The sequence below is a fragment of the Tenacibaculum sp. AWR4_210 genome (genome assembly GCF_056160945.1).
In genome coordinates this window covers 115,621-140,639 of sequence record NZ_JBSWYF010000004.1, presented here as the reverse complement: position 1 = coordinate 140,639, position 25,019 = coordinate 115,621, and the positions used below count along the sequence as shown (strand labels likewise).

At 39.4% G+C, this 25,019-nt stretch carries 19 protein-coding genes and 2 tRNA genes; 12 read left to right on the top strand and 9 right to left on the bottom strand.

Features of this window, described 5'->3' with window-relative positions; all coding sequences use genetic code 11:
- Positions 1 to 498: 498 nt before the first annotated feature.
- From ACXAG7_RS08520 to ACXAG7_RS08500, 5 genes are all read right to left on the bottom strand, one after another.
- Positions 499 to 1,413 (bottom strand): helix-turn-helix domain-containing protein, encoded by a 915-nt coding sequence (locus ACXAG7_RS08520; RefSeq protein WP_476666591.1) that lies wholly within the window; start codon positions 1,411 to 1,413, stop codon positions 499 to 501.
- A gap of 156 nt (positions 1,414 to 1,569) precedes the next feature.
- A complete protein-coding gene (locus ACXAG7_RS08515) occupies positions 1,570 to 2,004 on the bottom strand; it encodes a hypothetical protein (RefSeq protein WP_408044882.1) in 435 nt (144 codons plus the stop codon).
- A 60-nt stretch (positions 2,005 to 2,064) separates the two neighbouring features.
- Complete coding sequence (locus tag ACXAG7_RS08510) at positions 2,065 to 4,575, bottom strand: T9SS type A sorting domain-containing protein (RefSeq protein ID WP_476666590.1); 2,511 nt, start codon at positions 4,573 to 4,575, stop codon at positions 2,065 to 2,067.
- Between the two features lie 136 nt (positions 4,576 to 4,711).
- A complete protein-coding gene (locus ACXAG7_RS08505; RefSeq protein WP_408044880.1) occupies positions 4,712 to 5,803 on the bottom strand; it encodes a bestrophin family protein in 1,092 nt (363 codons plus the stop codon).
- A gap of 68 nt (positions 5,804 to 5,871) precedes the next feature.
- Positions 5,872 to 6,594, bottom strand: a complete 723-nt coding sequence (locus ACXAG7_RS08500) for an SDR family oxidoreductase (protein WP_408044879.1) — start codon at positions 6,592 to 6,594, stop codon at positions 5,872 to 5,874.
- Between the two features lie 96 nt (positions 6,595 to 6,690).
- Between ACXAG7_RS08500 and ACXAG7_RS08495 the strand changes: the two genes are divergently transcribed.
- The 4 genes from ACXAG7_RS08495 (at position 6,691) to ACXAG7_RS08480 (ending at position 10,791) form a co-directional block, all read left to right on the top strand.
- Positions 6,691 to 7,566: a LysR family transcriptional regulator gene (locus tag ACXAG7_RS08495; RefSeq protein ID WP_476666589.1), complete on the top strand. Its 876-nt coding sequence runs from the start codon at positions 6,691 to 6,693 to the stop codon at positions 7,564 to 7,566.
- A 76-nt stretch (positions 7,567 to 7,642) separates the two neighbouring features.
- On the top strand, positions 7,643 to 10,144 hold the full coding sequence (locus tag ACXAG7_RS08490; protein WP_476666588.1) for a M14 family metallopeptidase: 2,502 nt from the start codon (positions 7,643 to 7,645) through the stop codon (positions 10,142 to 10,144).
- A 46-nt stretch (positions 10,145 to 10,190) separates the two neighbouring features.
- On the top strand, positions 10,191 to 10,346 hold the full coding sequence (locus ACXAG7_RS08485) for a YqaE/Pmp3 family membrane protein (protein WP_408044876.1): 156 nt from the start codon (positions 10,191 to 10,193) through the stop codon (positions 10,344 to 10,346).
- 94 nt (positions 10,347 to 10,440) lie between these two features.
- Positions 10,441 to 10,791 carry a hypothetical protein gene (locus tag ACXAG7_RS08480; RefSeq protein ID WP_408044875.1) on the top strand — a complete coding sequence of 117 codons (351 nt, stop codon included), beginning with the start codon at positions 10,441 to 10,443 and terminating at the stop codon, positions 10,789 to 10,791.
- Positions 10,792 to 10,837: 46 nt separating this feature from the next.
- Here the strand turns inward: ACXAG7_RS08480 and pafA are convergent, their stop codons facing one another.
- On the bottom strand, positions 10,838 to 12,481 hold the full coding sequence (gene pafA / locus ACXAG7_RS08475; RefSeq protein WP_476666587.1) for an alkaline phosphatase PafA: 1,644 nt from the start codon (positions 12,479 to 12,481) through the stop codon (positions 10,838 to 10,840).
- 115 nt (positions 12,482 to 12,596) lie between these two features.
- Here pafA and ACXAG7_RS08470 point away from each other — a divergent pair, with 115 nt between their 5' ends.
- From ACXAG7_RS08470 to ACXAG7_RS08455, 4 genes are all read left to right on the top strand, one after another.
- The gene (locus ACXAG7_RS08470; protein WP_408044873.1) at positions 12,597 to 13,337 is read left to right on the top strand and encodes an MlaE family ABC transporter permease; all 741 of its coding nucleotides are present in this window, start codon (positions 12,597 to 12,599) and stop codon (positions 13,335 to 13,337) included.
- 2 nt (positions 13,338 to 13,339) lie between these two features.
- Positions 13,340 to 14,104: an ABC transporter ATP-binding protein gene (locus ACXAG7_RS08465; protein WP_408044872.1), complete on the top strand. Its 765-nt coding sequence runs from the start codon at positions 13,340 to 13,342 to the stop codon at positions 14,102 to 14,104.
- Between the two features lie 137 nt (positions 14,105 to 14,241).
- Positions 14,242 to 14,314 (top strand) — tRNA-Lys (locus ACXAG7_RS08460).
- Positions 14,315 to 14,353: 39 nt separating this feature from the next.
- Positions 14,354 to 14,436: transfer RNA gene (locus ACXAG7_RS08455), tRNA-Tyr, on the top strand.
- 163 nt (positions 14,437 to 14,599) lie between these two features.
- Here the strand turns inward: ACXAG7_RS08455 and ACXAG7_RS08450 are convergent.
- Positions 14,600 to 17,431: a C10 family peptidase gene (locus ACXAG7_RS08450; protein WP_476666586.1), complete on the bottom strand. Its 2,832-nt coding sequence runs from the start codon at positions 17,429 to 17,431 to the stop codon at positions 14,600 to 14,602.
- A gap of 335 nt (positions 17,432 to 17,766) precedes the next feature.
- On the opposite strand from ACXAG7_RS08450, the gene ACXAG7_RS08445 reads away from it, so the two are divergent.
- From ACXAG7_RS08445 to ACXAG7_RS08430, 4 genes are all read left to right on the top strand, one after another.
- Positions 17,767 to 20,172, top strand: a complete 2,406-nt coding sequence (locus ACXAG7_RS08445; RefSeq protein ID WP_408044870.1) for a TonB-dependent receptor — start codon at positions 17,767 to 17,769, stop codon at positions 20,170 to 20,172.
- A gap of 71 nt (positions 20,173 to 20,243) precedes the next feature.
- Positions 20,244 to 21,356 (top strand): C1 family peptidase, encoded by a 1,113-nt coding sequence (locus ACXAG7_RS08440; protein WP_476666585.1) that lies wholly within the window; start codon positions 20,244 to 20,246, stop codon positions 21,354 to 21,356.
- Between the two features lie 120 nt (positions 21,357 to 21,476).
- The gene (locus ACXAG7_RS08435; RefSeq protein WP_408044868.1) at positions 21,477 to 22,925 is read left to right on the top strand and encodes a DUF389 domain-containing protein; all 1,449 of its coding nucleotides are present in this window, start codon (positions 21,477 to 21,479) and stop codon (positions 22,923 to 22,925) included.
- 144 nt (positions 22,926 to 23,069) lie between these two features.
- Positions 23,070 to 23,483 carry a hypothetical protein gene (locus ACXAG7_RS08430; RefSeq protein WP_408044867.1) on the top strand — a complete coding sequence of 138 codons (414 nt, stop codon included), beginning with the start codon at positions 23,070 to 23,072 and terminating at the stop codon, positions 23,481 to 23,483.
- 14 nt (positions 23,484 to 23,497) lie between these two features.
- Here the strand turns inward: ACXAG7_RS08430 and ACXAG7_RS08425 are convergent, their stop codons facing one another.
- Positions 23,498 to 23,716 (bottom strand): hypothetical protein, encoded by a 219-nt coding sequence (locus ACXAG7_RS08425; RefSeq protein ID WP_408044866.1) that lies wholly within the window; start codon positions 23,714 to 23,716, stop codon positions 23,498 to 23,500.
- A gap of 4 nt (positions 23,717 to 23,720) precedes the next feature.
- On the bottom strand, positions 23,721 to 24,614 hold the full coding sequence (locus ACXAG7_RS08420; RefSeq protein WP_408044865.1) for a hypothetical protein: 894 nt from the start codon (positions 24,612 to 24,614) through the stop codon (positions 23,721 to 23,723).
- Between the last annotated feature and the right edge of the window lie 405 nt (positions 24,615 to 25,019).

Genomic DNA, 25,019 nt, shown 5'->3' with positions numbered 1-25,019 from the left:
GTTTCTTTTTTACAAACTTAGCGAAGCACCTTGGGGAGCGATTTTAAAATTCAATCTAAAAATGGGATTATTCAATCTCGAACAATGAGGAGGTATAGGTTGCGGTTGTTGACAGTTTGAGAATTGACGGGGAGTTCGAGGAGGCAGACGGGTGGAAAGTGACTGATTTAGGTTGCCTTGGAGAACAACGTCAATACTACTTACTCAATTGATATCACAGGTTGACCTACCCGGTTGTTATGAAAACAACGGTAATTTTTTGGTGAAGATTACTAACGGGTATCTACAGGTGTTTTGTTAAGTGGCCTGTGTACATTGTTGTTTTTTCTACGAGTACTTGAGGATAGAGCGGTTAAAAAAAGGGGAAAACTTTTTAAAATCAACGGTCCTTAAAACCCGTTTGTGTGAACCTGTCAAAACCCTTATACTTGACAATACTCAAAAATAGAATGTTCGCAGTGTTCAGGCTTTCACAAAGTAATCACTGACTAGTATAATTCAATCATTTTCAAGAGTTTTGAGGAAGTTTGAAGGGGCGAGTCCAGTGTGTTTTCTAAAAAAGCGTGTAAAGTACGACGGATCGGTAAAACCGAGAGTGTATCCGATTTCTTGAATGGATAAATCCGATTGTTTGAGCAGTATTTTGGCTCCTAAAATTAAGGTTTCATTGACCCAAGTTTTTGTGCTTTTTCCCGTGAGCTGTTTTACCGTTTTGTTGAGGTGATTCGGTGAAACGTTTAGCCGGTCAGCATAGTATTGAATGTGTTGCTCTCTGGTGATGTTGTCAGCTAACAATTGCTTGAAATCATTGACCAGTTTTGCTTGTCGATTGTCATGACTATGTAGTGGGCTGAACTCCGGTAGCGCGTTTTTAATTTCATACAGAACAGATAGGAGATAGGTTCTCAATAATTTTGGATCGTAGTTCTGGAGGTAAATTTCGTGCATACGAGTTAAATTGTTGATGAGTAATGACACGGTTGCATTCGGGAGTGTTACGGCCTGTTGCTCCATATGCGAGTTCAACGGGATAAAATCATTCATAACCATAGTGGTAAACTTGGATTGTACCAAAAATTCCGTAGTAAAATGACAATAAAAGCCATCGACGTCTTCCGAAAAATATTCGAGTCCGGTAATCTGGTCTTGTAACCAAAAGTGAGCCTGGTTATTTTTGATGCTTACGGAGTTAGAGTTACAGGTTTTAATCATGTTTCCCTGGGTAATGACATAGAGTTGGGTAACGGATCGCCGGTAGAGAGGGATGGGTAAATTCATCAGGTTTTTAAAGGCACTAAACGGTGCGATTAAAAAATTTTCAGGATCTTGCCCATACAGTGAATCGGTGTCGGAATTAGGGGTGAAAAAATGAGACTTGAAGTCCGAAGTTGTAAAATTTGGGATAGAATCCATAGATAATTCGTGCTATTTTTTTAGGCTATTAAAAATAGAACGGATTGCCACAGTGCGCTAGTTTACGCTGTTAAAGTAATGTTAGAATTTTATAAAAATGTTAAATTTTGATGAATTGAAAAAAAAAGAGATTTCTAATTAGAAATCTCTTAAATATTAACGTCGCGTTTTTTGCTTTTCTATGAATTTTTCAAGAACGAGTTTTTTTGGCGTGTTATTGATGCGATAGTACAGTGTTACTTGATCGTTTGTACGTGCGTCCGGTACTGTTGTAATGATGTTGTCAGGACTTAATTCAAGGCTTAATAAGTAACTGCCTTTTTTGCGAATTGTGCTGAGCAAGGTATTGGATTTGGCAGCGCTTAATTGTTGTTGAACACGGTGTTTTTGAGCACTAGTAACAACGTCGGCACTGTCAAGCTGTACCAAGATATCTTTGGTTACCTTAAATTCGATGAGAAAGGAAGTAATAGGCTGGGCACCAGCACGTCCTCCATAACGAATTTGTTTGATAGCAGTATCAATGACTACAGGTGATTTACAGGCCAAACAAAAAACGAGGAAAAGACCTAAGGGGATGGCTTTTTTCATAAATGCATAGATTAAAAAAAGAGGTTAAACCACTGGCTTAACCTCTTTTGTCGTTTGTAATTACTTTACAATTAATTTTCTGGTTGTGCTCTTGTTATTATTAGTTACTTTAACTAAGTAAATACCTTTTGCAAATCCATTTAAGCTCACTTGAGTTTCTTTTTGTGAGGTTTTGATTTCTCTTACCACACTTCCAATTACGTTGTATACTAAAATGGTACTATCACCATTTAAGTTGGCTAACTTTACTGTAAAGCTCTTGTCTAAAGTAGGGTTTGGATAAAGAGCTACTGCGTTCGTAGGCAAGCTCGTCTCTTCCGTACTCAATACTGAAGCAGCGACAGAAACTTCCCAAAGTCCTCTTCCGTAAGTTGCAGCTCTTAATTTATTGGTTCCGTAGTGAATTTCTAAATCGTATACGATAACATTTGGTAACCCTTGTCCTAAACGTACCCAGTCACCTTTCGTGTTGTTTCTGTAGTATACTCCTAAATCTGTAGCTAAAAACAATTCACCATCACTAGTTCCTGTTTTATAAATGATTTTATGGGTAGGAATGTTTGGTAACGAACCTGTGATGTTTGACCAGTTTTTACCTGAATCAGTCGATTTGTATACCTTTCCAGCCGTATATCCAGTATAAGCGATATACACTTCATTAGGTTTAGTAGGGTGTACCTCGATACTTTTTACCGTGGCTATTTGAGGGTGGTTTACATTCGTCCATGAAGTTCCTCCGTTGATAGTCATTTTTACATTACTTCCACTTGACACGTATATTACGTTAGGGTTAGAAGGTGCAATAGAAATGAATTCAATAGTTCCAACACCTGAATTTAAACTCTTCCAAGTATCTCCACGATCGGTAGACTTATAGATGTCTCCAAATCCACCATAAATGGTTTTAGGGTCTGTAGGGTGAATTTCCAATTCCCAAACGAAAGGAGCTCCTGCAGGTGTTCTAAGTCTACGAGCAGCAGTTTTGAATCCATCAGTAGTACGCATCATGATTCCGTTTTGACTACAAGTCCATGCGTAGTTAGAATCTGAATAATCCCAAAGACCTTCTACTCCGTCACTTCCTGCATTTTCACCTTTAAACTCGGTACCGTCATAGATGGCGATGTCGTTATCCTGTGCTCCCATAATCAATTTTCCTGCTGATTTAGGAGTTCCAGATACATTGTAATATTGAGTAATTGCCAATCCTGAAGATAAGTCTGTCCATTTGGTATCCAAAGAAGCATCTCCTTTGAAAATTCCACCATCGTTTACAGAGATTGCAGTGTTGGTACCTGGTACAAACATCATATCGTGGTGGTCAGAGTGTACGTAGAAATACGCTCTTCCTGGTTCCCAGTATCCGTCTAAATACTTTTCCCAAGTCGTTCCTCCATTTTTAGATCTCCATCCTTCAACACCTCCAACGAGGACAAGGTTTTTGTCTTTAGGAGAAATCGCAATGGTAATATTGTATCCTCCTTGCGAAGAGTACTGAGCAATGGTTGATACGGTAGACCATGAAGTTCCTTCATTCGTTGATTTTTGCACTTTACCGTTCGCATCAACAACCATAATTAAATTCGGGTCATTGGCAGTTTGTGCCATATCCAAACGTGCAGTTGAAGGAGTACTTGCTACTTTCCACGTAGCTCCGTTGTCTTTTGAAATTAAGAATTTTCCACGGTAGGTAGTAGCGTATACTGTAGTACTACTTCCAGTTTTGTACTGTAAATCGTTAAAAAAGGCATTGGCTTCGGTATGCACGTCTTTCCAAGTTTTACCACCGTCAGTAGTTCTTTTAATACTACTTTTAGTACACGCTAAAACGATGTCTGGATTTGCAGGGTCAATCAATACTTTAGCCATTAAGTTTCTGTCAGCTAAGGTATAGCTAAGTCCTGTTGGTTTCCAAGTTTCCCCAGCATCTACAGACTTAAATACTCCCAATGAACGGGTGTGTCCTCCGTCAAAATCTCCAGTAGCTAAATACAAGATTTTCGGATCTTTTTTACTGATGTCAATGTGTGATACTCCTAGGTTAGGAAAGTTATCTCCTTTTGGAGCCCATGTTTTACCACCATCAGTAGTTTTCCATACACCTCCTGCTGGACTTCCAACATACAAAGTGTTTAAATCGGTTCCATTAAAGGCAACAGTGTTCAAACGTCCCATTCCAGGGTAGAATCCAACGTTCGACTTTGGTGGCTTTGCTGGTCCAACGAGTGTCCATTTAGGAGCGCTAGCTGCGCGATTTCTCGACATTTTAGCATGGCGCTGATTTTCTTTTAACCACTCGTTGTAATCGTGTGATACTGGCATGAACGAACCGTCGGCTAATACGCGGTCTTTCCAAAAGTTTTGCCAACGCTCAAATTGTTTTACCTGTTTTTTGCTTTTGCGATCGCTTCTAGAACGCGCTTGTTGTAACTTGTTGTTCTCGTTTTTTACGATTTCAAAAAAGTTACTTTGTTCTTGAACTGGAGCTAACCTCCAATTGCTTTCTTGAGCTTCCGTTAAGCTAGGAAACATCATAAAAGCACCAAACAGTAGGGGTAATGTGTTTTTCATTGTTGTTTTAATGTTTTGCTTTATTTAATGACAGTTAAGTTTTAAATCACCCTACTTTTAATTTTGAACTTTTCTCAAAATTATAGTGATTTTATTGTGTTATTTTTTGTTAAATAGCTTGTAAATGATAGGTTTTTTAAAGGATGATATCATTTTTCCAAATTCTGGGTTCTGGAATCTGTTCGTCGTCAATTAATTGTCGAATATCAATTTCTATGCCTCGAGCCAAGTCAGTAATCGGAACGTCATTCGGCCCTCCCTCAAAAGGGTTTTCCGAATTTTCTCCTATAGCTTCCATCGTGAAAAACACCCATGAAATCAGCGCGCTAAAAGGAATGGAAAACCATTCAAAATGTCGGGCAATAAATACTTGAACTTGGTGCATTATGGCGGTTTTTACTTCGTGTTGCGCTAGAGATTTTAAAATGCGATCTCCTAGAGCTTCAAATTCTTGCATCATGCCATAGGGAAGTAAGATGATGAAAATCCAAACGAAAATAAAATTGAGAGTTGCAAACTGACGAGGATAAGGGAAATTTTTGATGCGTTCAGATTTTCCTTGTAAGGTATACAGTTCCGTCAATGATTTTTCGAGTTCCATATGTCTGAAGTTATCAATACAGCCGTTTTGGTATAGTTCACGTAGTCGGGTCGATTGAATTCCTAGGAGTTGTGATGCTCGGTTTCCTTTTTGAAGTACTGTCTGCAATTCGTTTTCAGTTAGGTAAGGGAGCAGTTCTTTTTCTAAGGGGATCTTGTCTTCCAATACCTCTAGGTGCTCTCTGCGAAATTCCCGATTGGAAGCATTGTTTTTTAAGTGGTTTTCCCAAGGCTTGTCTGATCGCATTTGGTAGCGCAATGCCGTTAACCAAGCCACATGGCGATATACGAGCTCTTTGTGGATTGTATGGAGTTCCGCTGCAGTGAGTTGATCACTCTGTACAAAGTCTTTGACCATGACGGTAAAGGAACGAGAGGTGTTCACGATACCACCCCAAATTTTTCGCGCTTCCCAAAGGCGGTCGTATGAGGCGTTGTTTTTAAAACTGATGATGAAAGAAACGGCAGTTCCCAAAACTCCGAGTGGTAACCAAGGAACGTATAGCCATTTCCAACGCAGCAAATCGAATAAAACAACGGGGATGATGCTGAGTAAAAAAAAGAGGTAGGTATAACGTCGTGTCCATCGAAGCATGGCTTTCAAAGGAAAGGTTTTTTGTATGTACATAGAGCGATGTTAGTTGATCTCTCCAAGGTACAAAAACTGATTGAATTATGAGTTCAATCAGTTGGTTATTAGGCTTCTTGTTTCGTGGCGGCAAGCACAATTTCTCGAATGTTAAGGTGTTGAGGTTGTTGGTAGGCAAAGAGTATTGACTGAGCAACTTCTGTTGGATGCAGCACCTGACCCATCGTGTTTTTCCATTCTTCGTAGGCATTTTTAATACTATCCGAACTGGTATGTGAGAGGAGTTCGGTTTCGACCGCTCCCGGTGCAATCGTAACCACGCGAATACCAAAAGAGGCGACTTCTTCACGGGTGTTTTCCGATATGGCGTGAACGCCGAACTTTGTTCCGCAGTAGGCCGCGTGATTTGGAAAGGTTTTTCGTCCAGCAATAGAACTGATATTGATAATAGTCCCTCTTTGTCGTTGCTTCATTTGAGGAAGCACGGCTTGCATACCATGCAATACTCCGAGTACATTGACATCAAACATTTTTTTCCATTCTTCGGGCTGTTGCGTATCAATAGCGCCTAGTAACATAGTTCCTGCATTGTTGATAATAGCATCCGCAGGTCCAAACAGTGCTTCTGCTTCTTGAATAGCTTGAGTGAGAGCTGTAAAATCGGTAACATCTACTTGTTTGCATAGGGTGTTGGGAAGGGAAAGCGCTTCTAGTTTCTCGAGTCTTCTTGCAATCAATAAAAGAGGATGTCCTTGTTGTGCGAAAAGCTCAGCGGTGGCGGCACCAATTCCTGAGCTCGCTCCTGTGATAATTAGTAACGGTTTTGACATGGGTTTACTATATTTTTTAGTTATGAATGCAAAGGTATTTACACAAGTGTGTTGTTTCAAAATACTATATTTGTATTGAATGTATAAGTTTTAGTTATGGATAGTAGGTTGTTGCGCTTTTTTGTTACGGTATATGAAGAAAAGAACTTAACCAGAGCAGCAAAGCGAAATTTTGTATCACAACCCAATGTGTCAAATGGGATAAAGGACTTAGAATACCAATTGGGTGTGGTGTTGTTTCACCGAAGTAAAAAGGGAGTTGTTCCTACTGCTGAGGGACATCAATTATACCCGAGAGCGAAGCGTTTGGTTACGGAGTTAAACGACTTGTCTCAACAGTTTAAAACACTTGACTTTACTTGCGAAATTACTATTGGAATTGCCAGTGGTTTAGCGCAGGAGCAAAAACAGCAATTCTTTAGGCAGAGCAATGCCGTATTAGGGGCAGTTCAATGGGAAGTTGGAGAAATACACCGCGACCGAGATTTGAATTTACTGGTCAGGGAATGGAAGTTCGAGGGTACGCTATTTCAACCTTTGTGGAAAGAGGCCTATGTACTCTGTATTCCAGAAGGACACGCCTTGCTTAAAAAGGATGCTATTGCTTTACAAGATCTCATAGGAGAACCTTTTATTCACTGCCCTCCCTGCGAGGCTCATCAGCAGTGTTTATCCCTGTTAAATGCCCAAGGAGAAGCGCCCAAAACAGTGGCGAACTGCCATTCAAAAGAAGAGGTACTCTCCTTACTCATGGCTGGGGTAGGCTTGACATTTTTACCAGAAGGACTCATCGATGGATGGTACGGTTTTGAGGTACGTCCTTTTGAAGGTCCAGTGTATTACCGTGAAGTAGGTATTGGATATCACAGGAAAAGTTTGCAAAACCCTGAAATAGAACGTCTATTACAACAGTTTGCGAAAGTGGGATTTTCGACGAGAACGTTTCAAGAACTCGGAGGGAGGTATTCTTAAAATTTCGTTAAAGTGATGGTTGGATTTTAATTGAGAAGCCTATTAAGTATCTTTAGAGTTTTAAACGTATTAGTATATGAAGAAAACTCTATGGATCTTGTTGTTCCTGATGTCCACAGGAATCAATGCACAAAAGATAGATTTGTCGTACTACCTCCCGAAAGGGGTAACCTACAACGAAAAAATTCCGACACCCAAATCAATTATAGGACACGAGGTAGGGGAGTGGCATATAACCCACGACAAATTGCTTCAGTACATGGAAAACTTGGCTGCAGTTTCCGATAGAGTTCAATTAGAAAAAAGAGGAAAAACTTTTGAAGGTCGCCCTTTGATTTTACTAAAAATTAGCAGTCCTGAGAATTTGCAAAACATCGCGGAAATTCGCCGTAATCACCTGGCGAATGTCAATGGAGAACAGGTTGATATAGAGCAACAACCAGTGGTGGTATACCAAGGGTTTTCTATTCATGGTAATGAAGCGAGTGGTTCCAATGCGGCCTTGGCCTTGGCGTATTACCTTACGGCTGCTGAAGGACCTGAAATTCAAGAACTGTTAAACAAGTCAGTAATACTATTCGACCCGTCGTTGAATCCAGATGGCTTGCAACGTTTTGCATATTGGGCAAATATTCACAAAGCTTCAGAAATCAACCCAGATCCAAACGATCGTGAATATCACGAAGTATGGCCCGGAGGAAGAACCAACCATTATTGGTTTGATATGAATAGGGATTGGTTACCTGTGCAGTTACCGGAAAGTAAGGTTCGAATTAAAACCTTCCATGAATGGAAACCCAATATATTGACTGACCACCATGAAATGGGTACCAACTCTACCTTCTTTTTTCAACCAGGTATTCCTGAAAGAACCCACCCACTAACCCCTGAGTTAAATCAAGAATTAACTCGTGAGATAGGAACCTATCATGCCAAGGCACTGGATGCCATTGGATCGTTGTATTATTCGGAAGAGGATTTCGATGATTTTTATTACGGAAAAGGATCTACGTTTCCGGATATTAATGGGGGAATTGGTATTTTATTCGAACAAGGGAGTTCGAGAGGACATGCGCAAGAGAGTGATCACGGAGTGCTGAGGTTTCCGTTTACCATCCGCAATCAGTTTACGGCAGCCTTGTCGACATTGGAAGCAGCCAAAGCGATGCGTGTGAAACTGCTGCAATACCAACGAAACTTTTTTAAGAAAGCAAGAACAGAAGGCGCGAATAAAGGAATTTTGTTTGGAGATGCTAAAGACAAAAGTAAAACCTTGGCTTTGGTGAACGTGTTAAAAAAACATCAGATAAAAGTACATCGATTAAAGAAGGATGTTGTGAAATCAGGAAAGAAGTACTCGAGTACTTCGAGTTTTGTTGTACCTTACAAGCAGCAGCAATCGCGATTGGTTAAGGCTATTTTTGACAAGAGAACTCAGTTTAGAGACAGCCTTTTTTACGATGTTTCTGCTTGGTCATTTGATCACGCCTTCGGGGTGGATGCTGAAGCTAACGTTTCTCTAGAGCTATTAGGTGATGAAATAGTAACACCTTCTAAGAACAGCGGTACAGTATCGGCAAAGAGTGGGCTGGGATACTTGATGCCTTGGAATGAGTACTACACACCTAAAGTATTGAATGCCCTCTTAAATAAAGAGCTCCGCGCATTTGTCGGAATGAAAAAATTTACGAATAACAATAGGACCTATGATTATGGAACAATTTTTATTCCCGTACAAAACCAATGTCTGTCAAAAGAGGCCTTGTACGCTTATTTAAAAGAGCTAGCGGCTGAATCGGGCGTAGCGCTGCAAGCGGTTTCAACTGGTTTGAACGGAGGTATTGATTTGGGAAGTAGACGCTTTAAAAGGGTAAAAAAAGTTTCGGTTGCCATGCTCGTAGGTGATGGGGTCTCTAGCAATGATGCCGGAGAGATATGGCATTTATTAGACAGACGCTACGGTATGAAATTGACAAAACTTTCAACAGATTACGTGACTCGAGTAGACCTAAGTCGTTATACGACAATAGTAGTTCCGAATTCGAGATCCCTGTCTCCAGAAGCAGTCGTAAAATTAAAGACCTGGGTTAAAAATGGAGGGGTGTTGATTGGTTTCAGAAATTCCTTGCGTTGGATGAAGCAGCGAGGTCTTTTTAAGGCAACCTTTAAAAAGCCTAAAAACGACCAAGTAACAGGAGTTAGTTTTGAAAATAAACGACTGCAAAGTGGGGCTCAGGTTATCGGTGGTGCCATTTTTAAGGCGGCACTCGATCGTTCTCATCCCATAGCTTTTGGATATAAAAATAAAGATTTGGCTCTGTTTAGAAACACGACAGTATTCATGGCTCCGGATGCAAAGAGCTACAACAATCCGATTCAGTATACACAAACTCCGCTACTTTCAGGGTATATTTCTGAAGAGAATCTCGAATTACTAAAAGGATCGGTGCCTTTTAAAGTTCAGCGATTGGGGAAAGGAAGAGTGATTGGATTTACAGACAATACCAACTTTAGAGCTTTTTGGTACGGAACGAATAAATTGTTTATGAATGCCGTATTTTTCGGGAAATTGATGTAACAATATTCAGTATTACTCGTCTTTTAAGTAAAGAATTAGAAGATTTATGAGTTTACTACGAGTTTTATTGGCCATTTTATTTCCTCCATTATCCGTATTAGGGAAAGGATGTGGCTCTGTAATTATTGTTTTTTTATTAACCCTTTGTGGTTGGGTACCGGGAGTAATTGGTGCTTTGGTGATTCTCAATAATCCAGATTAATTGCTTTTTTTGTAAGGAATTGATTGTTTTTGTGACTTTTTATAGGAGAAAGTGTCAAATTTATTGAACACTAGCTACAAAAAAGTAATACTATATGAAAGCAATACAATTATTAAAAAGATTTGGAATCGCAGCCTTGTTTTGCTTATCATCCATGGTTGTTCAGGCACAACAAGTAGTCGTTGAAAACGGTGTAGAATACTTAGCCGACGGTGTGGAAGAGCAAGATGCAAATTCACTGGATTTAAAAATGGTAGCTCAAAAGAACAAAGAGCAGCAAGCCAACATAAAAAAGCGAAAAAAACGCGCAAAGCAACGTCTGACTAAAAAGGAGGCTACGGCACTCTTAGAAAACGGAACCCTGCGTTTTAGGAAGAAACGAGCTAGCAATAAATGTTTTCAAAAGGCGAAAGAAAAGTGTAAGCCTGTTGAAACAGAAAAATAAAAAAAATGCTCACCGATTTCGGTGAGCATCTTTTTTTTTCGAAGATTTATCTTTTTAAAACTTCATCGATGACTTTTCCTGAAGTTCCATTCGGAAATTCAATCTGTAAAAAGTTGGCCAAGGTTGGGCTGATATCAATGATTTCGTACTTCTTTTTAGAACGTCCTTTGCGAATTCCATTCCCGTAAAAAATAATAGGTACGTGCGTATCGTATGAATATCCAGATCCGTGAGTAGTTCCTTTCTTCATATAACTAATCGTCGATGGATTTGGTATGAGTAAAACATCACCTGAAAATTTTTGATTGTAACCGTTTTGCAGTGAGTTTAAAATTCCGTTGGTAAAGGTCGTTTTTTGAAGCGTTGCTGCGGTAACGGCCTTGTAAATTCCTCGGTATCTAATAGCTTCATCTGCTATGAACTGAGCAACTTCGTTTGCCTTAAGGCTGTTCTTTTTAAGTTCATCGTGATCTAAAAACACTTGGAAGTTCGAAATGTTTTCAATTAATGCCGCTGATCCAAATTGTGTTTTGGTACTTTTATCGAGGTAGTTGCGGAGTTTTTTAATGCTGATATAGTCACCAGGTATTTTTACAGATTGTAAGTACGAAGGAACTTGAGTTGCCGCGTGATCGGCTGTTAAGAATACTGTGTATTTTCCTTTTCCTACGTGTTTGTCTAAAAACTTTAAAAGACTTTCTAAATCTCGATCCAAACGCAAATACGTGTCCTGCGTTTCTTTAGAAGCAACCCCAAATTGGTGCCCCACGTAATCCGTAGATGAATAGCTAATGGCTAAAAAGTCGGTATGTGCCGATTTCCCTAGGCGCTCTCCAATAATGGCCGCTTTGGCAAAGTCCGTAGTAAAGGTATTCCCCGCAGGGATTGCTTTTAAAATACTATAATTGTTATTGCTCGCTCTTAATTTAGGGATGTCATGTGGGAATACAGGTTTATCTTCCCCCTTAAAAGTAGCTTCAAAATTATTATCGTCTTCAATACTTTCTGTATAGGTATTAATATCGTATAAGGTATTCCATGGAGTACTCAAATAGGCGTCAGCTTTTTTAGCTGCGTTGAATTTTTGTGCCCACGTTGGCAGTTGTTTCATGTAATAACTAGAAGAAATCCATTCTCCGCGTTGCCCTCCGTCAAACCAGTAAGCAGCATTGGCAGTATGCCCGGCAGGTAAAATAGCTGAGCGATCTTTTATAGCAATACCGATGGTTTTTCCCTGCATGTTTTGTGCGAGGTGTAACTGATCAGTAATGGTCGTTGTTACGAGTCGATAAGGTGATTTTTGTCCTCCTTTACCAGAATTACCAACGGTAGTTTGCTTGGCATCGTCAACGCAGTAAATTGATTTTTTAGCGTATTTGTCATACCAGTGATTTCCGATGATTCCGTGATTTGACGGTGTGGTTCCTGTGTAAATTGAGGTATGCCCTACAGCAGTATAGGTAGGAATGTAGTTATAATGTGCATTTTCTAAAGAAAATCCATCTTTTAACAACCTTTTAAATCCGCCGTCACCATATCGGTGATAAAATCGCGTTAAGTAATCGTAGCGCATCTGATCTACCACGATACCTACAACGAGTTTGGGGTTGGTATTTTTTTGCTGTGCAGTTGTTTGGGTTACATTTCCTAAGCTAGCTGTTAGGAACAATGCTGCAATAATGTTTTTCATTTTGTGTGCTAAATTAATACCCTGTAAAGGTAATTAAAAAGAAAGCGAAGGGGGATATTTATAGTTACATTTAACGGTATTTTTATACCTTAGCAAAAGAAAATTTTTTCATTTCATGAATTATATAGAGCATATTGGTAAGTATTTTTCCATGCTTGGACAGGTGGTTGCTAAACCACAGCGATTTCGCGTATTTAAAGAAGCCCTATTACGAGAACTTGAGGAGTTAGGACATAAGTCTATCGGGATTATTGGTTTTATTTCTTTTTTTATCGGAGGAGTTATTGCCTTACAAACGGCCTTGAACCTCGAGAGTCCGTTTATTCCGAAATCCCTGATTGGATTCGCAGCAAAACGATCGGTGATCTTAGAATTTGCACCTACTTTTTGTTCCATTATTTTGGCAGGTAAAGTGGGATCTTATATCACCTCGAGTATTGGTACAATGCGTGTGACGGAGCAGATTGATGCCTTGGAGGTGATGGGGATTAATTCATTGAATTATCTGGTACTCCCCAAAATTATAGCCACTGTTTGTTTTTATCCTTTCTTGATTGTTTTGGGAATGTTCCTCGGAATTTTTGGAGGATGGGTAGCAGGGGAATTATCAGGATTGTTTTCTGGAATCGATTTTATTACAGGAGTACAGATGGATTTTAAACCTTTTCTCATTACCTATGCCTTAATTAAAACGGTTGTATTTGCCTTTATCATTGCTACCGTACCATCGTACCACGGGTATTATGTAAAAGGTGGTTCTTTAGAAGTAGGGAAAGCCAGTACTCAGTCAGTGGTTTGGACAATAGTTACTATTGTAATAGCGAATTATTTTCTCACTCAAATGTTATTAACTTAGGTATGATAGAAGTAAAGGATTTACATAAAGGATTTAATGGGGTTGAAATTTTAAAAGGAATAACGACGTCCTTTCATCCAGGGGAGACGAGTTTAATAATTGGACAGAGTGGTTCGGGAAAAACCGTCTTTTTAAAATCATTGGTGGGCTTACACACCCCTGAAGCAGGATCTATAGTTTATGACGGCCGTGTCAATACAGAAATGAGCATAGATGATAAAAGGCAGTTTCGTCAAGAATTGGGAATGGTGTTTCAAGGTAGTGCTTTGTTTGATTCGCAAACGGTGGAAGAAAACGTGATGTTCCCGCTAAAGATGTTTACCAAGCAATCGGATGCGGAAATGTTAGAAAGAGTTAATGTAGTACTCAAACGAGTTAATTTGGAAAACTCCAACAAGAAGTTCCCGGCAGAGTTATCAGGAGGAATGCAAAAGCGTGTGGCTATCGCACGAGCCATTGTGATGAATCCGAAATATTTGTTTTGTGACGAGCCCAATTCCGGACTCGATCCGAAAACGGCCATCGTTATCGATAATTTAATTCAGGAGATCACGGATGAGTATAAAATAACCACGGTGATCAATACCCACGACATGAATTCAGTGATGGAGATCGGTGAAAAGATTGTTTTTTTGCAAAATGGATACAAAGCATGGGAGGGAAGTAGCCAAGAAATTTTCAAAACCGACAATGAAGCAGTAGTGAATTTTGTGTATTCGTCCAACTTATTCAAAAAAGTGCGAAAAGCCTACTTAAATAATCTATAACTTAACTTTTTGTTAATGAGATTAGTAAAAAAAACTTTCATTTTTTTTGTAAAATAATCGCAAAAAAAGTTTGTGCAATCAATAAAAGCTTCTATATTTGCACCCGCAAACGCAGATATGCTAAAGCAAAAAACAATGACCGGGTAGCTCAGTTGGTAGAGCATCTCCCTTTTAAGGAGAGGGTCCTGGGTTCGAGCCCCAGCCCGGTCACTGAAAAACTTTTTAAATAAAAGTAAATAAAAAGCTCTTGGGGAGATTCCAGAGCGGCCAAATGGGACGGACTGTAACTCCGTTGTCTTTCGACTTCGCAGGTTCGAATCCTGCTCTCCCCACAAAAACCTCAATCATTTCGATTGAGGTTTTTGTTTTTTAGCATCCTTTATAAATGAAGTACTTTCCTTGTTTTTACCTTTATCAAAGCTATTAAACAAAGAAAACGCCCGGAAATCATTCCCGAGCGCTTTCTGCATTCACGATAACAAAAGACTAGAAATACTATCTTTTAGTTTTTAATAAGGTTCTTGAAAAGCTAATAGTGTCGTTATAGACCTTTACAAAGTAACTTCCAATAGGTAAATTTCTGATATCGATAGACGAGGCTGCTCTAAAGCTGTTGCTTTTGACAATACGTCCGTTGGTATCTATAATTTCATAACGTGCATTCTGTAGGTTAAAATCACTAGAGATGTTAACAAAATGACTTGCTGGGTTTGGATAAACTTGTAAATCGATCATTGGTTGAGATGTTTGGTGTTGGTTGGGTTCATAACGCGCCGCAGTTTGAACTATGTTCACTGCATAATCCTCGACTTCACCATCAACAAAGGTCCCGCAGGCAGCAGGCGCTTGGTTGTATTGCATAACAACGCGCATTTTAGTCATTCCCAAAGTGGCTCCAGAAGGAATTTGAATGGCGTACGTTTTGCTGTTAGCATTATCGGTCGTGTCGTTCACAATCTGTTCTTCAGCTTCGTATGTTCCGTTTTGGTTGTAATCAATCCAAACGCTGAAGTGTTCTTTATAAGTACTACTACTAAATCCTGCTTTTAATGAAAGTGTTACTTCGCTATTTGCAGTAACGGTTGCTACCATAGAGCTGAAATCTGCGTAACCACCATTAGCTCCAGAAGTATTTGTCATAGCTCCAAATGATACACTGTCAATCCATTCGTATGATACGCGTTGCCCTTTAGCATCACAGTAGTTGAGTTGTGATCCTTGTGTGGTAAGGGTAAGTGCATTCGAAGCATCAGAGCTATTCCCGGCGAAATCTACTGATTTAACAGTGTACTGGTACTCGGTATTGGCTGTTAAGTCGTTAATAGGAAGACTTACTTTACTCGTAGTCGAAACCAATTGGTTGTTTTGGTACACCTCGTAGTGCTTAACTTTAACGTTGTCAGTAGCCGCTTGCCATTGTAGAGTTAGGCTGTTTTCGGTAACATCAGCAGCTGTTAACTGGGCAGGAATACTCGGCTTTTCAGTATCAGTAGTGATGTACTGGTAACGGATATTGTCAATTTTAGCCTGATCTTTACCTTTCTTTACAGAGGCATCTTTGCGATAGGTCCAAGTTAGTTTGTGGTTTCCTGCTGGTACTGTAAAGCTAACCGTGGTCCAAGCTTGTTCACCACTCCATTTATTTTGTTCCTTACCGTCGATAGCAAAAATTAAATAATCATAACCGCTTTCTGATGATACGGCGTAATCGAATTGAACTTCTGTCGCTGTTTCAAAGGCCTGAGTTAATTCTAATACAGAACTTTGGTTGTCTTGTATGTTTTTAGAAATACTGTAATTTCCTCCTTCAGTTCCGATAACGAAAGGGTGTGTTTGATTGGAAGCAAAGTTAGCTTGGCTAAAATCGGCAGTTTCGAAATCGATAATTTTATTTGCAACGACTTCTTTGTTTGTCAATACATATAAGGTATAGCGGTGCTCTGTAGTTTGTTGTCCATCAGTAGCTGTTAATACAACTTCGTGTTTCCCAGCATCTGCCTCGGTAGGAGTACCGCTAAGCGTGTAGTTTCCTGAAGTATTGTCGAACTGTAACCAGTTTGGTTTTTGCGTAAGGGTTAAGGTTACTTGGTCTCTTTTGTTTTCATCTATTACTTGTACGTTATAGGTATAGGCTTGGTCGATACGTACAAAGTTACTCGGAGTAGATACAAAGCTCGGAGCTACGTTGGTAGGATAAACGTCGATCATGATGGCATTGCTGTCAATCCAATTGTACTTCCCGCCGTGGGTAATCATTTCTGTCAAGTAAAAGTATCCGTTGCTTCTTCCGGCCCATCCCCAGTTGATGTGGAAATAGTCTCCTTGGTCAGTGGTGTCATAACCGTCCAAGGCAAACAAGTGTCCCGCACCTCCGGCGTTAGGGTCTTGTAAGTTCTTACTTCTCCCTGAGTATAATACAGGGCGCTTTTGGTCTAACTGTTGCTTAATAACAGCATTCCAATCGGCATCAGAGTAACGAGATCGGTAGATCATTTGTGCTGATTGGTTGTACTTGAAGTATTTTTTTAACGCAGCAAGGGCATCTCTTGAATACGCTCCTGAGCCTCCGTTTGCTGAGGTACCATAACTCATTGATACGGCAACTCCACAATGGTATGATAACTTGGCATTTTCGTCATCTGCTCTGGTTTTTGACATATTTGCCCAATCGTATGATTGGTTAGCGAAGTTTACAGAGATGTTTCCGTACTTGTTGTGGGTATAGCTGTGTTGTGAACGCCCTCGAGCAGGGAATTCCCAATAGCGCATTACTTGTGCCATGGCGGTAGCAACACAACCCACAATAGCTTGACCATCGGCATCGCTAGGGCAGTATTTGTTAAACCCACTAGACTGGGTGTACAAGATGTCATCCATAAAAGGAGCGACCACTTTGGTACGGCTCCCCGAAGCCTGCTTTAAAGCATTCCATCGGTTGTTTTTACGCGCTTGCTTTCCGGCCTTTTGCACTTGGGCACTTTCGTACACAAATGATTTATAGGCAGCTAATATGTGTTGAGTATTGGGCTCTGTAGCCTCTAAAGTTCCGCGATCTGAATACGCTAAAACGGGTTGTGTAGCATCGTCCGCCGATACAATAACATAACCTCCTCCTTGGTAATTAACAATGTAGTATACTTTGCTTTTGTTAAAGTAAACTTCCTTGATGTTTTGAATTTTTTGTGAGTGTGAGCTTCTTTGTTGCGCGTTTTGTTGCATCCAAAGAGCAGCAGCTTTCACTGCTGTTTTTTTGTCGACAGGGTCGGCAAATAGGTTTCCTAAACTGCATAGGAATACAAGTGTGAAAAGTGTAATTTTTTGTTTCACTGGATAAAAGTTTTTTAATTTCCCAGGCAAAGCTAGCGCATCTATTTCCTCCGTAAAATAAGGAGATTTCCTAGTTGTTCTATGCGGTGTATCCCTAGTAAAACTAAGGGGTAGGGAGGGTAGGGGATAGGGGTTGTGAGGTAGAGAAACTAGGGGATTGGAGGTTTGTCTTTTTACTGCAATTTTCGTAGTAGAAAATTAATTGAATTTTCCAATGACTTTTGTGTAAATAGTCCAAAAATAATGTTGAATAGCCGGGACTTAACAGTTTATTAATGTTTAGTTTTTTTATTTTTTCGTTAAACAAAACGTATATTTGTGTAAATTAACGAAAGATGAGATTAGTAACTATATGTATATTACTGTTTCAGTTTACTTTAAGTATGGCTCAGGAGTCAGGAGTTGTAAAAGGAAAAGTAATTGATGCAAAAAGCAGAGAGGTGTTACCCTTTGTAAATGTGACCATAGTGGGGACGACCCGAGGGGCGACCACTGCAGAAGATGGAAGTTTTGAGATTAAAAATGCACCGCTGGGCTACCTGCGAATTCAAGCATCTTTTCTCGGTTATAAAACGGTAGTTTCTGACGATTATTTGGTGACCAAGGAAAAAGTTCCGTTTGTCGTGTTGGAATTGTCGGAAGATCAAACCCAGTTAGCGGAAGTAGAAGTGCGTTCAAAGTTGTTTAAGAAATCTTTGGAGAGTCCCTTGTCTTTGCAGTCATTAGGAGTTGCAGAGATCGAACGCAACCCAGGGGGAAATCGCGATGTTTTACGAGTTATTCAATCGTTTCCTGGAGTAGCGTCAAATCCAGGCTTTAGAAATGATATCATTATTAGAGGTGGAGCAACCTCCGAAAATAAGTTCTATGTAGATGGAATAGAGGTGCCGGTGATTAATCATTTTCAAACGCAAGGAGCAACCGGAGGTCCGGTGGGAATCATGAATACAGATTTAATTCGCAAGGTTGACTTTTACGCCGGGGCCTTCCCAGCAAATAGAGGGAATACCTTGAGTTCCATTATAGAGTTTACGCAAAAAACCGGAAACCCGAATCGCTTAAATGTAAGAGCTACCCTCGGTACTTCTGATGCGGGGATTACCATGGACGGTCCGATCGGTAAAAATACGACCTATATCGTCTCGGTAAGGCAATCGTATTTGCAGTTTTTGTTTAAACTGATAAAGCTTCCTTTTTTACCTACCTATAACGATTTTCAGTTCAATGTAAAAACCAAACTAAGCGAGCGCAGTGAATTGTCGTTTATTGGGCTGGGTGCCATTGATGATTTTAAAATTAACAAGGAGGTGAACGATGGCGTTACCGACGAAGAAACGCTGAAGAGAAATCAGGTGATTTTAAATACGGTGCCTGTAAACAGCCAATGGAATTATACCGTTGGTCTTTCGTACAAGCACTTTGGTGAAAACGCAACTCAGCAATTGGTGTTTAGTAGAAATGAGTGGAAGAACAAAGCGGTTAAGTACTTTATGAACGACGAGCAAGAGCGTCGTGAAAACTTATTATTAGATTACAATTCGAAGGAAATCGAGAATAAACTTCGTTTTGAAAATACGATGAAAATGAAGGGGCATACGTTGAATTTAGGGTTTAACCTCGAATTGGCGAAATACACCAATGCTACCTTTCAGAAAATAGTGAACACCCAGAGTATTGCAGAACGCAACTTTTTCTCGACTGTTGATTTTGTCAAATACGGGTTGTTCGGGCAATATTCGACTTCTTTGTTTCAAAAGAGGTTAGGAGTATCCCTTGGATTTCGATTCGACGGTATCGATTATAACGATCATATGAAAAATTTATGGAATCAGTTTTCTCCGAGGATTGCTACCACTTTTGCTTTGAGTGATAAGTTGTCGTGGAATAATTCGTGGGCCATATACAAACAGTTACCGTCCTATACAATTTTAGGGTACCGCGATACCAACAATGTGTTGGTAAACAAAAAAGGCGTAAAGTACATTACTTCTGAACATTTTGTGAGTGGTTTTGAGTACCGACCAGACGAGACTACCAAGCTGAGTTTGGAAGGATTTCACAAGAGTTATCGCGACTACCCATTTTCGGTTCGTGACCAAATCAGTTTGGCCAATTTAGGTGCAGATTTCGGTGTGGTCGGAAATGAAGAAGTCGTTTCGAATTCTAAAGGAAGAGCCTATGGTTTCGAAATTCTGGCGCAAAAAAAATCTTATGGAGGTGTGTATGGTATTGCCGCCTATACATTTGTAAGAAGTGAGTTTCAAAATCGCCTAGGTGCTTATATTCCTTCTACTTGGGACAACAGGCATTTATTGACCATCACAGCAGGGAAAAAGCTAGCAAAGAATTGGGAGGTAGGAACCAAATTCCGTTTGGTAGGTGGCCGCCCGTATACTCCATATAACTACGATGTTTCAGCAGTGAAAGCAAATTACAATATCAGCAATGGAGGAATATTAGATTTCGCTCGTTTGAATTCGGCTCGTTTCGGTACTTATACCCAGTTAGATATTCGTGTGGATAAAGTATGGTACCTAAAAAATATGGCGATTAACTTATATGTAGATGTACAGAATGTATATGCCAGTACCGCTGATAGACAACCGTTTTTGTTACCTCAAGAAGATGCTAATGGCGTGCGTTTAACTGATCCTAATGACGCGTCGCGTTATCTATTAGAAGAAGTTGGGAGTACCTCGGGAAGGGCAATTCCTAGGATTGGTGTGATCGTCGACTTCTAAATTTTTGGTAGGGTTTATTTTTTTAAAAGGGAGGGAAAGTAGTACCTTGTCCGAATAAAATAAGAATAACTATGAAACGATTGTGTTTAGGAGCCTTGTTAGCGCTAGGGCTAAGCCTTGGGGTGCAAGCGCAAAAATACGAGTTTACCCCCGTGGTAGATATTGAAAGTACAGAGGTAAAAAGTCAAGGTAAAACAGGAACTTGTTGGAGTTTCTCGACAACTTCTTTTTTGGAGTCAGAGGTCATTAGACTTACGGGAAAACGCGTGGATTTATCGGAAATGTACACGGTGAGAAACACCTATGTTGAAAAGGCTTACAATTACCTTTACCGTCAAGGGAAAGCCCAGTTTAGTCAAGGAGGATTAGCCCATGATGTTATTAATTCTGTAGAAGACTACGGATTGGTGCCGAGAACGGTGTTTTCTGGGCTCGATTTGGGACAAGAGGTGCACAACCACGTCGAAATGGTGGCTGTATTAAAAAGTATGCTCGATACTTATATTAAGAACCCAGCAAGAACGTTGAGTCCAAAATGGAAAATGGCGGTGCAAAAAGTGTTGGATGTTTATTTAGGAGCAAATCCAAAGAATTTTACTTTTCAAGGTAAGGAATACACACCTGAATCGTTTGCGAAACATTTAAAAATTGTTCCAGAAAACTACGTGACTTTGAGTTCTTTTGCGAATGAGCCTTTATACAAATCGTTTATCCTTTCCATTCCTGATAATTTTTCAAATGGATCTTTTTATAATGTTTCTGTTGATGAGTTAGTAGCTGCGACGAAAAGAGCCTTGGAAAACGGGTATACCATCGCGTTGGATTGTGACGTGTCAGAAAAGACGTTCTCATCGAAAGCTGGTGTAGCGATTGTTCCTGCGAGCTCATCAGAAGGAAAAAAGGGACTGAAAGAAATAGTGGAAGAACGTACAATTACACCTGAATTACGCCAAGCAGAATTTGAAAACTTCCACACGACAGATGACCATTTGATGCATATCGTTGGAATCGTTAAAGATCAACGTGGTACGGTGTACTTTAAAGTGAAGAACTCATGGGGATCGGCACGAGGAAATGGCGGTTACATTTACATGTCTGTACCGTATTTTAAATTAAAAACAATTTCGGTATTGATGCATAAAGACGCCTTGTCAAAACCGATGAAACAGCAATTGAAATTGTAGTTAAATACTGCTTAAAAGCTAGAAACCCAAGACTCGTTCTTGGGTTTTTTCATTGGGGGCAAGCATCACTTCTCGCAGAGATTTTTGTATATTTCCAGCTGTAACAAAAAATCACTACATATGGAAGAAAAATTGAAGAATGAGGAGTCGGTAGAGCAATCGAAACAAGCGGTTCAAGAGGATGCAAAAGGATTGTTTCAGAGTTCTAAGAAATTTTTGGTAGAACTTTTAGATTTTAGACACGATACAGATCAAGAGGCCACTATAGAGGCAATTAAAGGAGATATCGCTTTTAAGGGAGCAACTGCGTGGATTTTAATCTGTTCAATTTTTGTCGCTTCTATTGGGCTAAATGCAAATTCTACGGCTGTAGTTATTGGTGCCATGTTAATATCACCACTAATGGGACCTATTTTGGGAATTGGAATGTCTATAGCCATTAATGATATCGATACCCTGCGAAAGTCGCTAATTAATTTGGCAACGATGATTGTCTTGAGTTTGCTAACGGCCTTTTTATTTTTCTTATTGTTTCCGTTAAAGGAAGAGACTTCAGAGTTATTAGGTCGTGTAAAACCTGATATTCGAGATGTACTGATTGCTTTCGTTGGTGGAATGGCGTTAATTATTGCCCGTACCAAAAAAGGAACTATAGCATCAGTAATTTTCGGAGTGGCGATTGCCACAGCCTTGATGCCACCATTGTGTACAGCTGGATATGGACTAGCTATAGGAAAGTGGAATTACTTTTTAGGAGCGATGTATCTCTTCACCATCAATACTATTTTTATTGCACTAGCAACATTTTTAGTCTTGAAGTTATTAGGGTTTACGATGATTCGCTACGTGAATTCCGTAAAGCGTAAGCGCATAGCACGTTTTGCTTCTCTGTTGGCCATATTGGTAATGATTCCTGCGGTTTTTACCTTTATTAACGTGTATCAAGAGAGTATCACCAAAGCGAATTATAAGAAGTATTTGAAAGAAAAAATATTGTCCAATCCAAATTTGTGGTTACAACGTGAAAAAATGGAGATGGATGATAAAAAAATCAGTCTGTTTTTTAACGGTGATGTCGATGATGCTACGAAGAGTTTTTTATCGAATGAACTCAAAAACTATCCAAAGATTGACGCTTTTGCTTTGCATATCAATGAAAATAAAGCGAGAAGTGTTGATAGAGTGGTAGATGCTTACGACAGAGCGATAGTGGCATTGGACGAAAAAGACAATGTCATCAAAGGATTACACAAACAAATTGAGGAGTTAGAAGGGACGATCGACCAACTGCAAAAACGCATAGAGGCAGATGCACAGGTAAGGGATAAAAATGCTGTGCCATTTAACGACCTCATGAAAGAAGCAAAAATTCGTTACAACGGATTGACTTCTATTCAGTTTGCAAAGGCCTTAAGTACGAATGATTTTATTAAGGTGGATACCATTCCAGAGCTCGAGGTTACTTGGAATAAAAAAGTAACTGAGGCAGACAGGATAAAGAAAGAAAAGGAATTGCAACTATGGATGCAAAAACAATTATCCATCAAAAAAATAGCGATCAAACATTAAACAGTAAACTCCTTCGAAAGAAGGAGTTTTTTGGTAATATTTGCAATAATCTTTCGTTTTACTCTTAGGTGTTTCCCTGTTATTATAAGTATCTTTGTTAGATACCCCAATCTTTTGGGAGCTTTATTTATACCAATACCAACTATGATCAAAAGAATTCAAGAAATTATTGCGGCAAAGAGTATTACCGTAGCCGAGCTCGAGACCGAACTAAGAGAAGAAAAAGGGAGTTTGGCTGAGGTTTTTGAAGGGAAAAATGTACTGACAGCAACTCATGTTCAAGCCATCGTAGCGCGTTTTCCCGATGTGGATGCAAACTGGTTGTTAACTGGACGTGGGAGTATGTTTCACGGGAAGTTAGAACAGGCAGAATTGTTGGCAGGCGACTGCGTTTATCCAGAACCGTTGCTCGACTTGATATTGGCCAATGTAGAGGTGTTTAGAAGAGAGCCTAAAATAGACGCAGTAGTAGCGTTGTTCTCAAATTTTAAACAGCAACGGGTAATGGAAGAGATGTATGATAAAATTGCCCGCTATGAAGAATTACTAAAAGAGTGAAATTGTTAACAATTTTAAGACTGCTTACTGAGAAGGTAAGCTTTTTTTTTAGTCAAAAACTCGCTCATCTTTTGGTCGAGCCGATCGTTGATTTTCTTCGTTTTCTTTTCTTCTTCAATTACTTTTTTAGCAATTTCAATAATAGTTCTTTTTTCGCGATTTTTTAATTGCTCTTTTGAAGAGTAGCGTTTTTTGCGAAGGATTTTCTTTAAAAATTGGATGAGGGATTTCATGATTTTAAATTTCCTTGAGGGTGTTAACAATATCATCGTCAAATGCGTCGGCATTTTCACGTACTGTATCTGTCGAAAGCATGGCTTTATCATTGCGTTCAGAATACAGGGCTTTAATAGCCACCTTGGGGTAGTGTATGGTTTTTATTCGATCAATTAGGGAGAGCTGTCGAAGTATGATGTCGTCTTTGTAGGTGTAGTTCTTAATGAGGAAATACGTGAATATACTCGCTAGCAGGGCAACGAGGAGAATGGCAAAAACATAGGTGTTTTGCTCAAAGTCTTTTTCCGTTTGAAACAAGAGGTGTGTAATCCAAAACAGGCTTACAAAAATTCCTGAGAGCGATAGCAATTGAAATCTGTAGGAACTTCCTTTTGACAAATCGTCAAAGAGTGATTTACAACTAAAAAATAAGCTGAGCGTCGTTAGGCCAAACATGAAAATCCAAAATCGAAAACTAGAACGTCCGCGAAAGGACTGTGCTTGCACGAGCTCATTTTTTATCTTGGTGTATTGCTGAAGGCGAAGGTTGGCTTTGTCTAAGTGATTTTTGTATTCGAGGATCAATTGTTTGGAAAGCTCAGTCACTACAGAATCTTTGGCCTGTGTTGTTATTTTATCCGTAAACTGTTCGAGTAGTGCTAAATTTGTACTATCTCGCTTTCTAATGATAGGTTTGTAGGTTTTTCTATGAGCGACATATTCGTTAGAAAAAGGGGGAAAGAAAATATGTAACAAAGACATGGTAACTACAAAAAAAGCTACCATGCCTAAAAATAATCCTTTTTTATGGGTAGGCAGTACCGTCTTCTTCTTCCTCTTCGTCGTCGAGGCTTCCGTCAGCTCCTGGGTCGATGTATTCGCTTGATCCTTGTTTTGTATGGCTGTGTTTTTCATTATTTTTCAATTCTTCTAAAGAGTTATCCGTACAATTAACAAATAATACTGTACCAAATAGAAGGACCCAAAGTGTAACAAGTTTTTTCATATTTACTTCTAATTTTTTATTTAATTTAGAGTAAATGTAAGTATATAATTTTGATTTTAATCAAGGTTTTTTGCTTGTTAAACAGGGTGTTATCCTGTAAAAAGGATGCCAAACTTAAGATGTTTTTATGAGAAATACAATACTCATAATCCCTATTTGTTGACTCAGGGTTTTCCCTAATTTTTAATAGGTATTAAAAAACCGAGCTACTGCTCGGTTTTCTTTTGATTACTTTGTTAGAAGTAAGTAGTAAGTTGGTAATTAACAAATTATTTGGTCAGCGCAGCATTAATAAAAAACGTCTATTAAGGGTT

What these genes read in the sequence shown, in the direction of transcription:
- ACXAG7_RS08490 (WP_476666588.1), top strand. Translation starts at nt 7,643, where the DNA reads ATGAAGAAAACTCTATGGATCTTGTTGTTCCTGATGTCCACAGGAATC.
- ACXAG7_RS08420 (WP_408044865.1), bottom strand. Translation starts at nt 24,614, where the DNA reads ATGAAAAACACAGCCATACAAAACAAGGATCAAGCGAATACATCGACC.
- ACXAG7_RS08510 (WP_476666590.1), bottom strand. Translation starts at nt 4,575, where the DNA reads ATGAAAAACACATTACCCCTACTGTTTGGTGCTTTTATGATGTTTCCT.
- ACXAG7_RS08495 (WP_476666589.1), top strand. Translation starts at nt 6,691, where the DNA reads ATGGATAGTAGGTTGTTGCGCTTTTTTGTTACGGTATATGAAGAAAAG.
- ACXAG7_RS08430 (WP_408044867.1), top strand. Translation starts at nt 23,070, where the DNA reads ATGATCAAAAGAATTCAAGAAATTATTGCGGCAAAGAGTATTACCGTA.
- ACXAG7_RS08485 (WP_408044876.1), top strand. Translation starts at nt 10,191, where the DNA reads ATGAGTTTACTACGAGTTTTATTGGCCATTTTATTTCCTCCATTATCC.
- ACXAG7_RS08470 (WP_408044873.1), top strand. Translation starts at nt 12,597, where the DNA reads ATGAATTATATAGAGCATATTGGTAAGTATTTTTCCATGCTTGGACAG.
- ACXAG7_RS08435 (WP_408044868.1), top strand. Translation starts at nt 21,477, where the DNA reads ATGGAAGAAAAATTGAAGAATGAGGAGTCGGTAGAGCAATCGAAACAA.
- ACXAG7_RS08425 (WP_408044866.1), bottom strand. Translation starts at nt 23,716, where the DNA reads ATGAAATCCCTCATCCAATTTTTAAAGAAAATCCTTCGCAAAAAACGC.
- ACXAG7_RS08440 (WP_476666585.1), top strand. Translation starts at nt 20,244, where the DNA reads ATGAAACGATTGTGTTTAGGAGCCTTGTTAGCGCTAGGGCTAAGCCTT.
- ACXAG7_RS08465 (WP_408044872.1), top strand. Translation starts at nt 13,340, where the DNA reads ATGATAGAAGTAAAGGATTTACATAAAGGATTTAATGGGGTTGAAATT.
- ACXAG7_RS08515 (WP_408044882.1), bottom strand. Translation starts at nt 2,004, where the DNA reads ATGAAAAAAGCCATCCCCTTAGGTCTTTTCCTCGTTTTTTGTTTGGCC.
- ACXAG7_RS08520 (WP_476666591.1), bottom strand. Translation starts at nt 1,413, where the DNA reads ATGGATTCTATCCCAAATTTTACAACTTCGGACTTCAAGTCTCATTTT.
- ACXAG7_RS08480 (WP_408044875.1), top strand. Translation starts at nt 10,441, where the DNA reads ATGAAAGCAATACAATTATTAAAAAGATTTGGAATCGCAGCCTTGTTT.
- ACXAG7_RS08445 (WP_408044870.1), top strand. Translation starts at nt 17,767, where the DNA reads ATGAGATTAGTAACTATATGTATATTACTGTTTCAGTTTACTTTAAGT.
- pafA (WP_476666587.1), bottom strand. Translation starts at nt 12,481, where the DNA reads ATGAAAAACATTATTGCAGCATTGTTCCTAACAGCTAGCTTAGGAAAT.
- ACXAG7_RS08505 (WP_408044880.1), bottom strand. Translation starts at nt 5,803, where the DNA reads ATGTACATACAAAAAACCTTTCCTTTGAAAGCCATGCTTCGATGGACA.
- ACXAG7_RS08500 (WP_408044879.1), bottom strand. Translation starts at nt 6,594, where the DNA reads ATGTCAAAACCGTTACTAATTATCACAGGAGCGAGCTCAGGAATTGGT.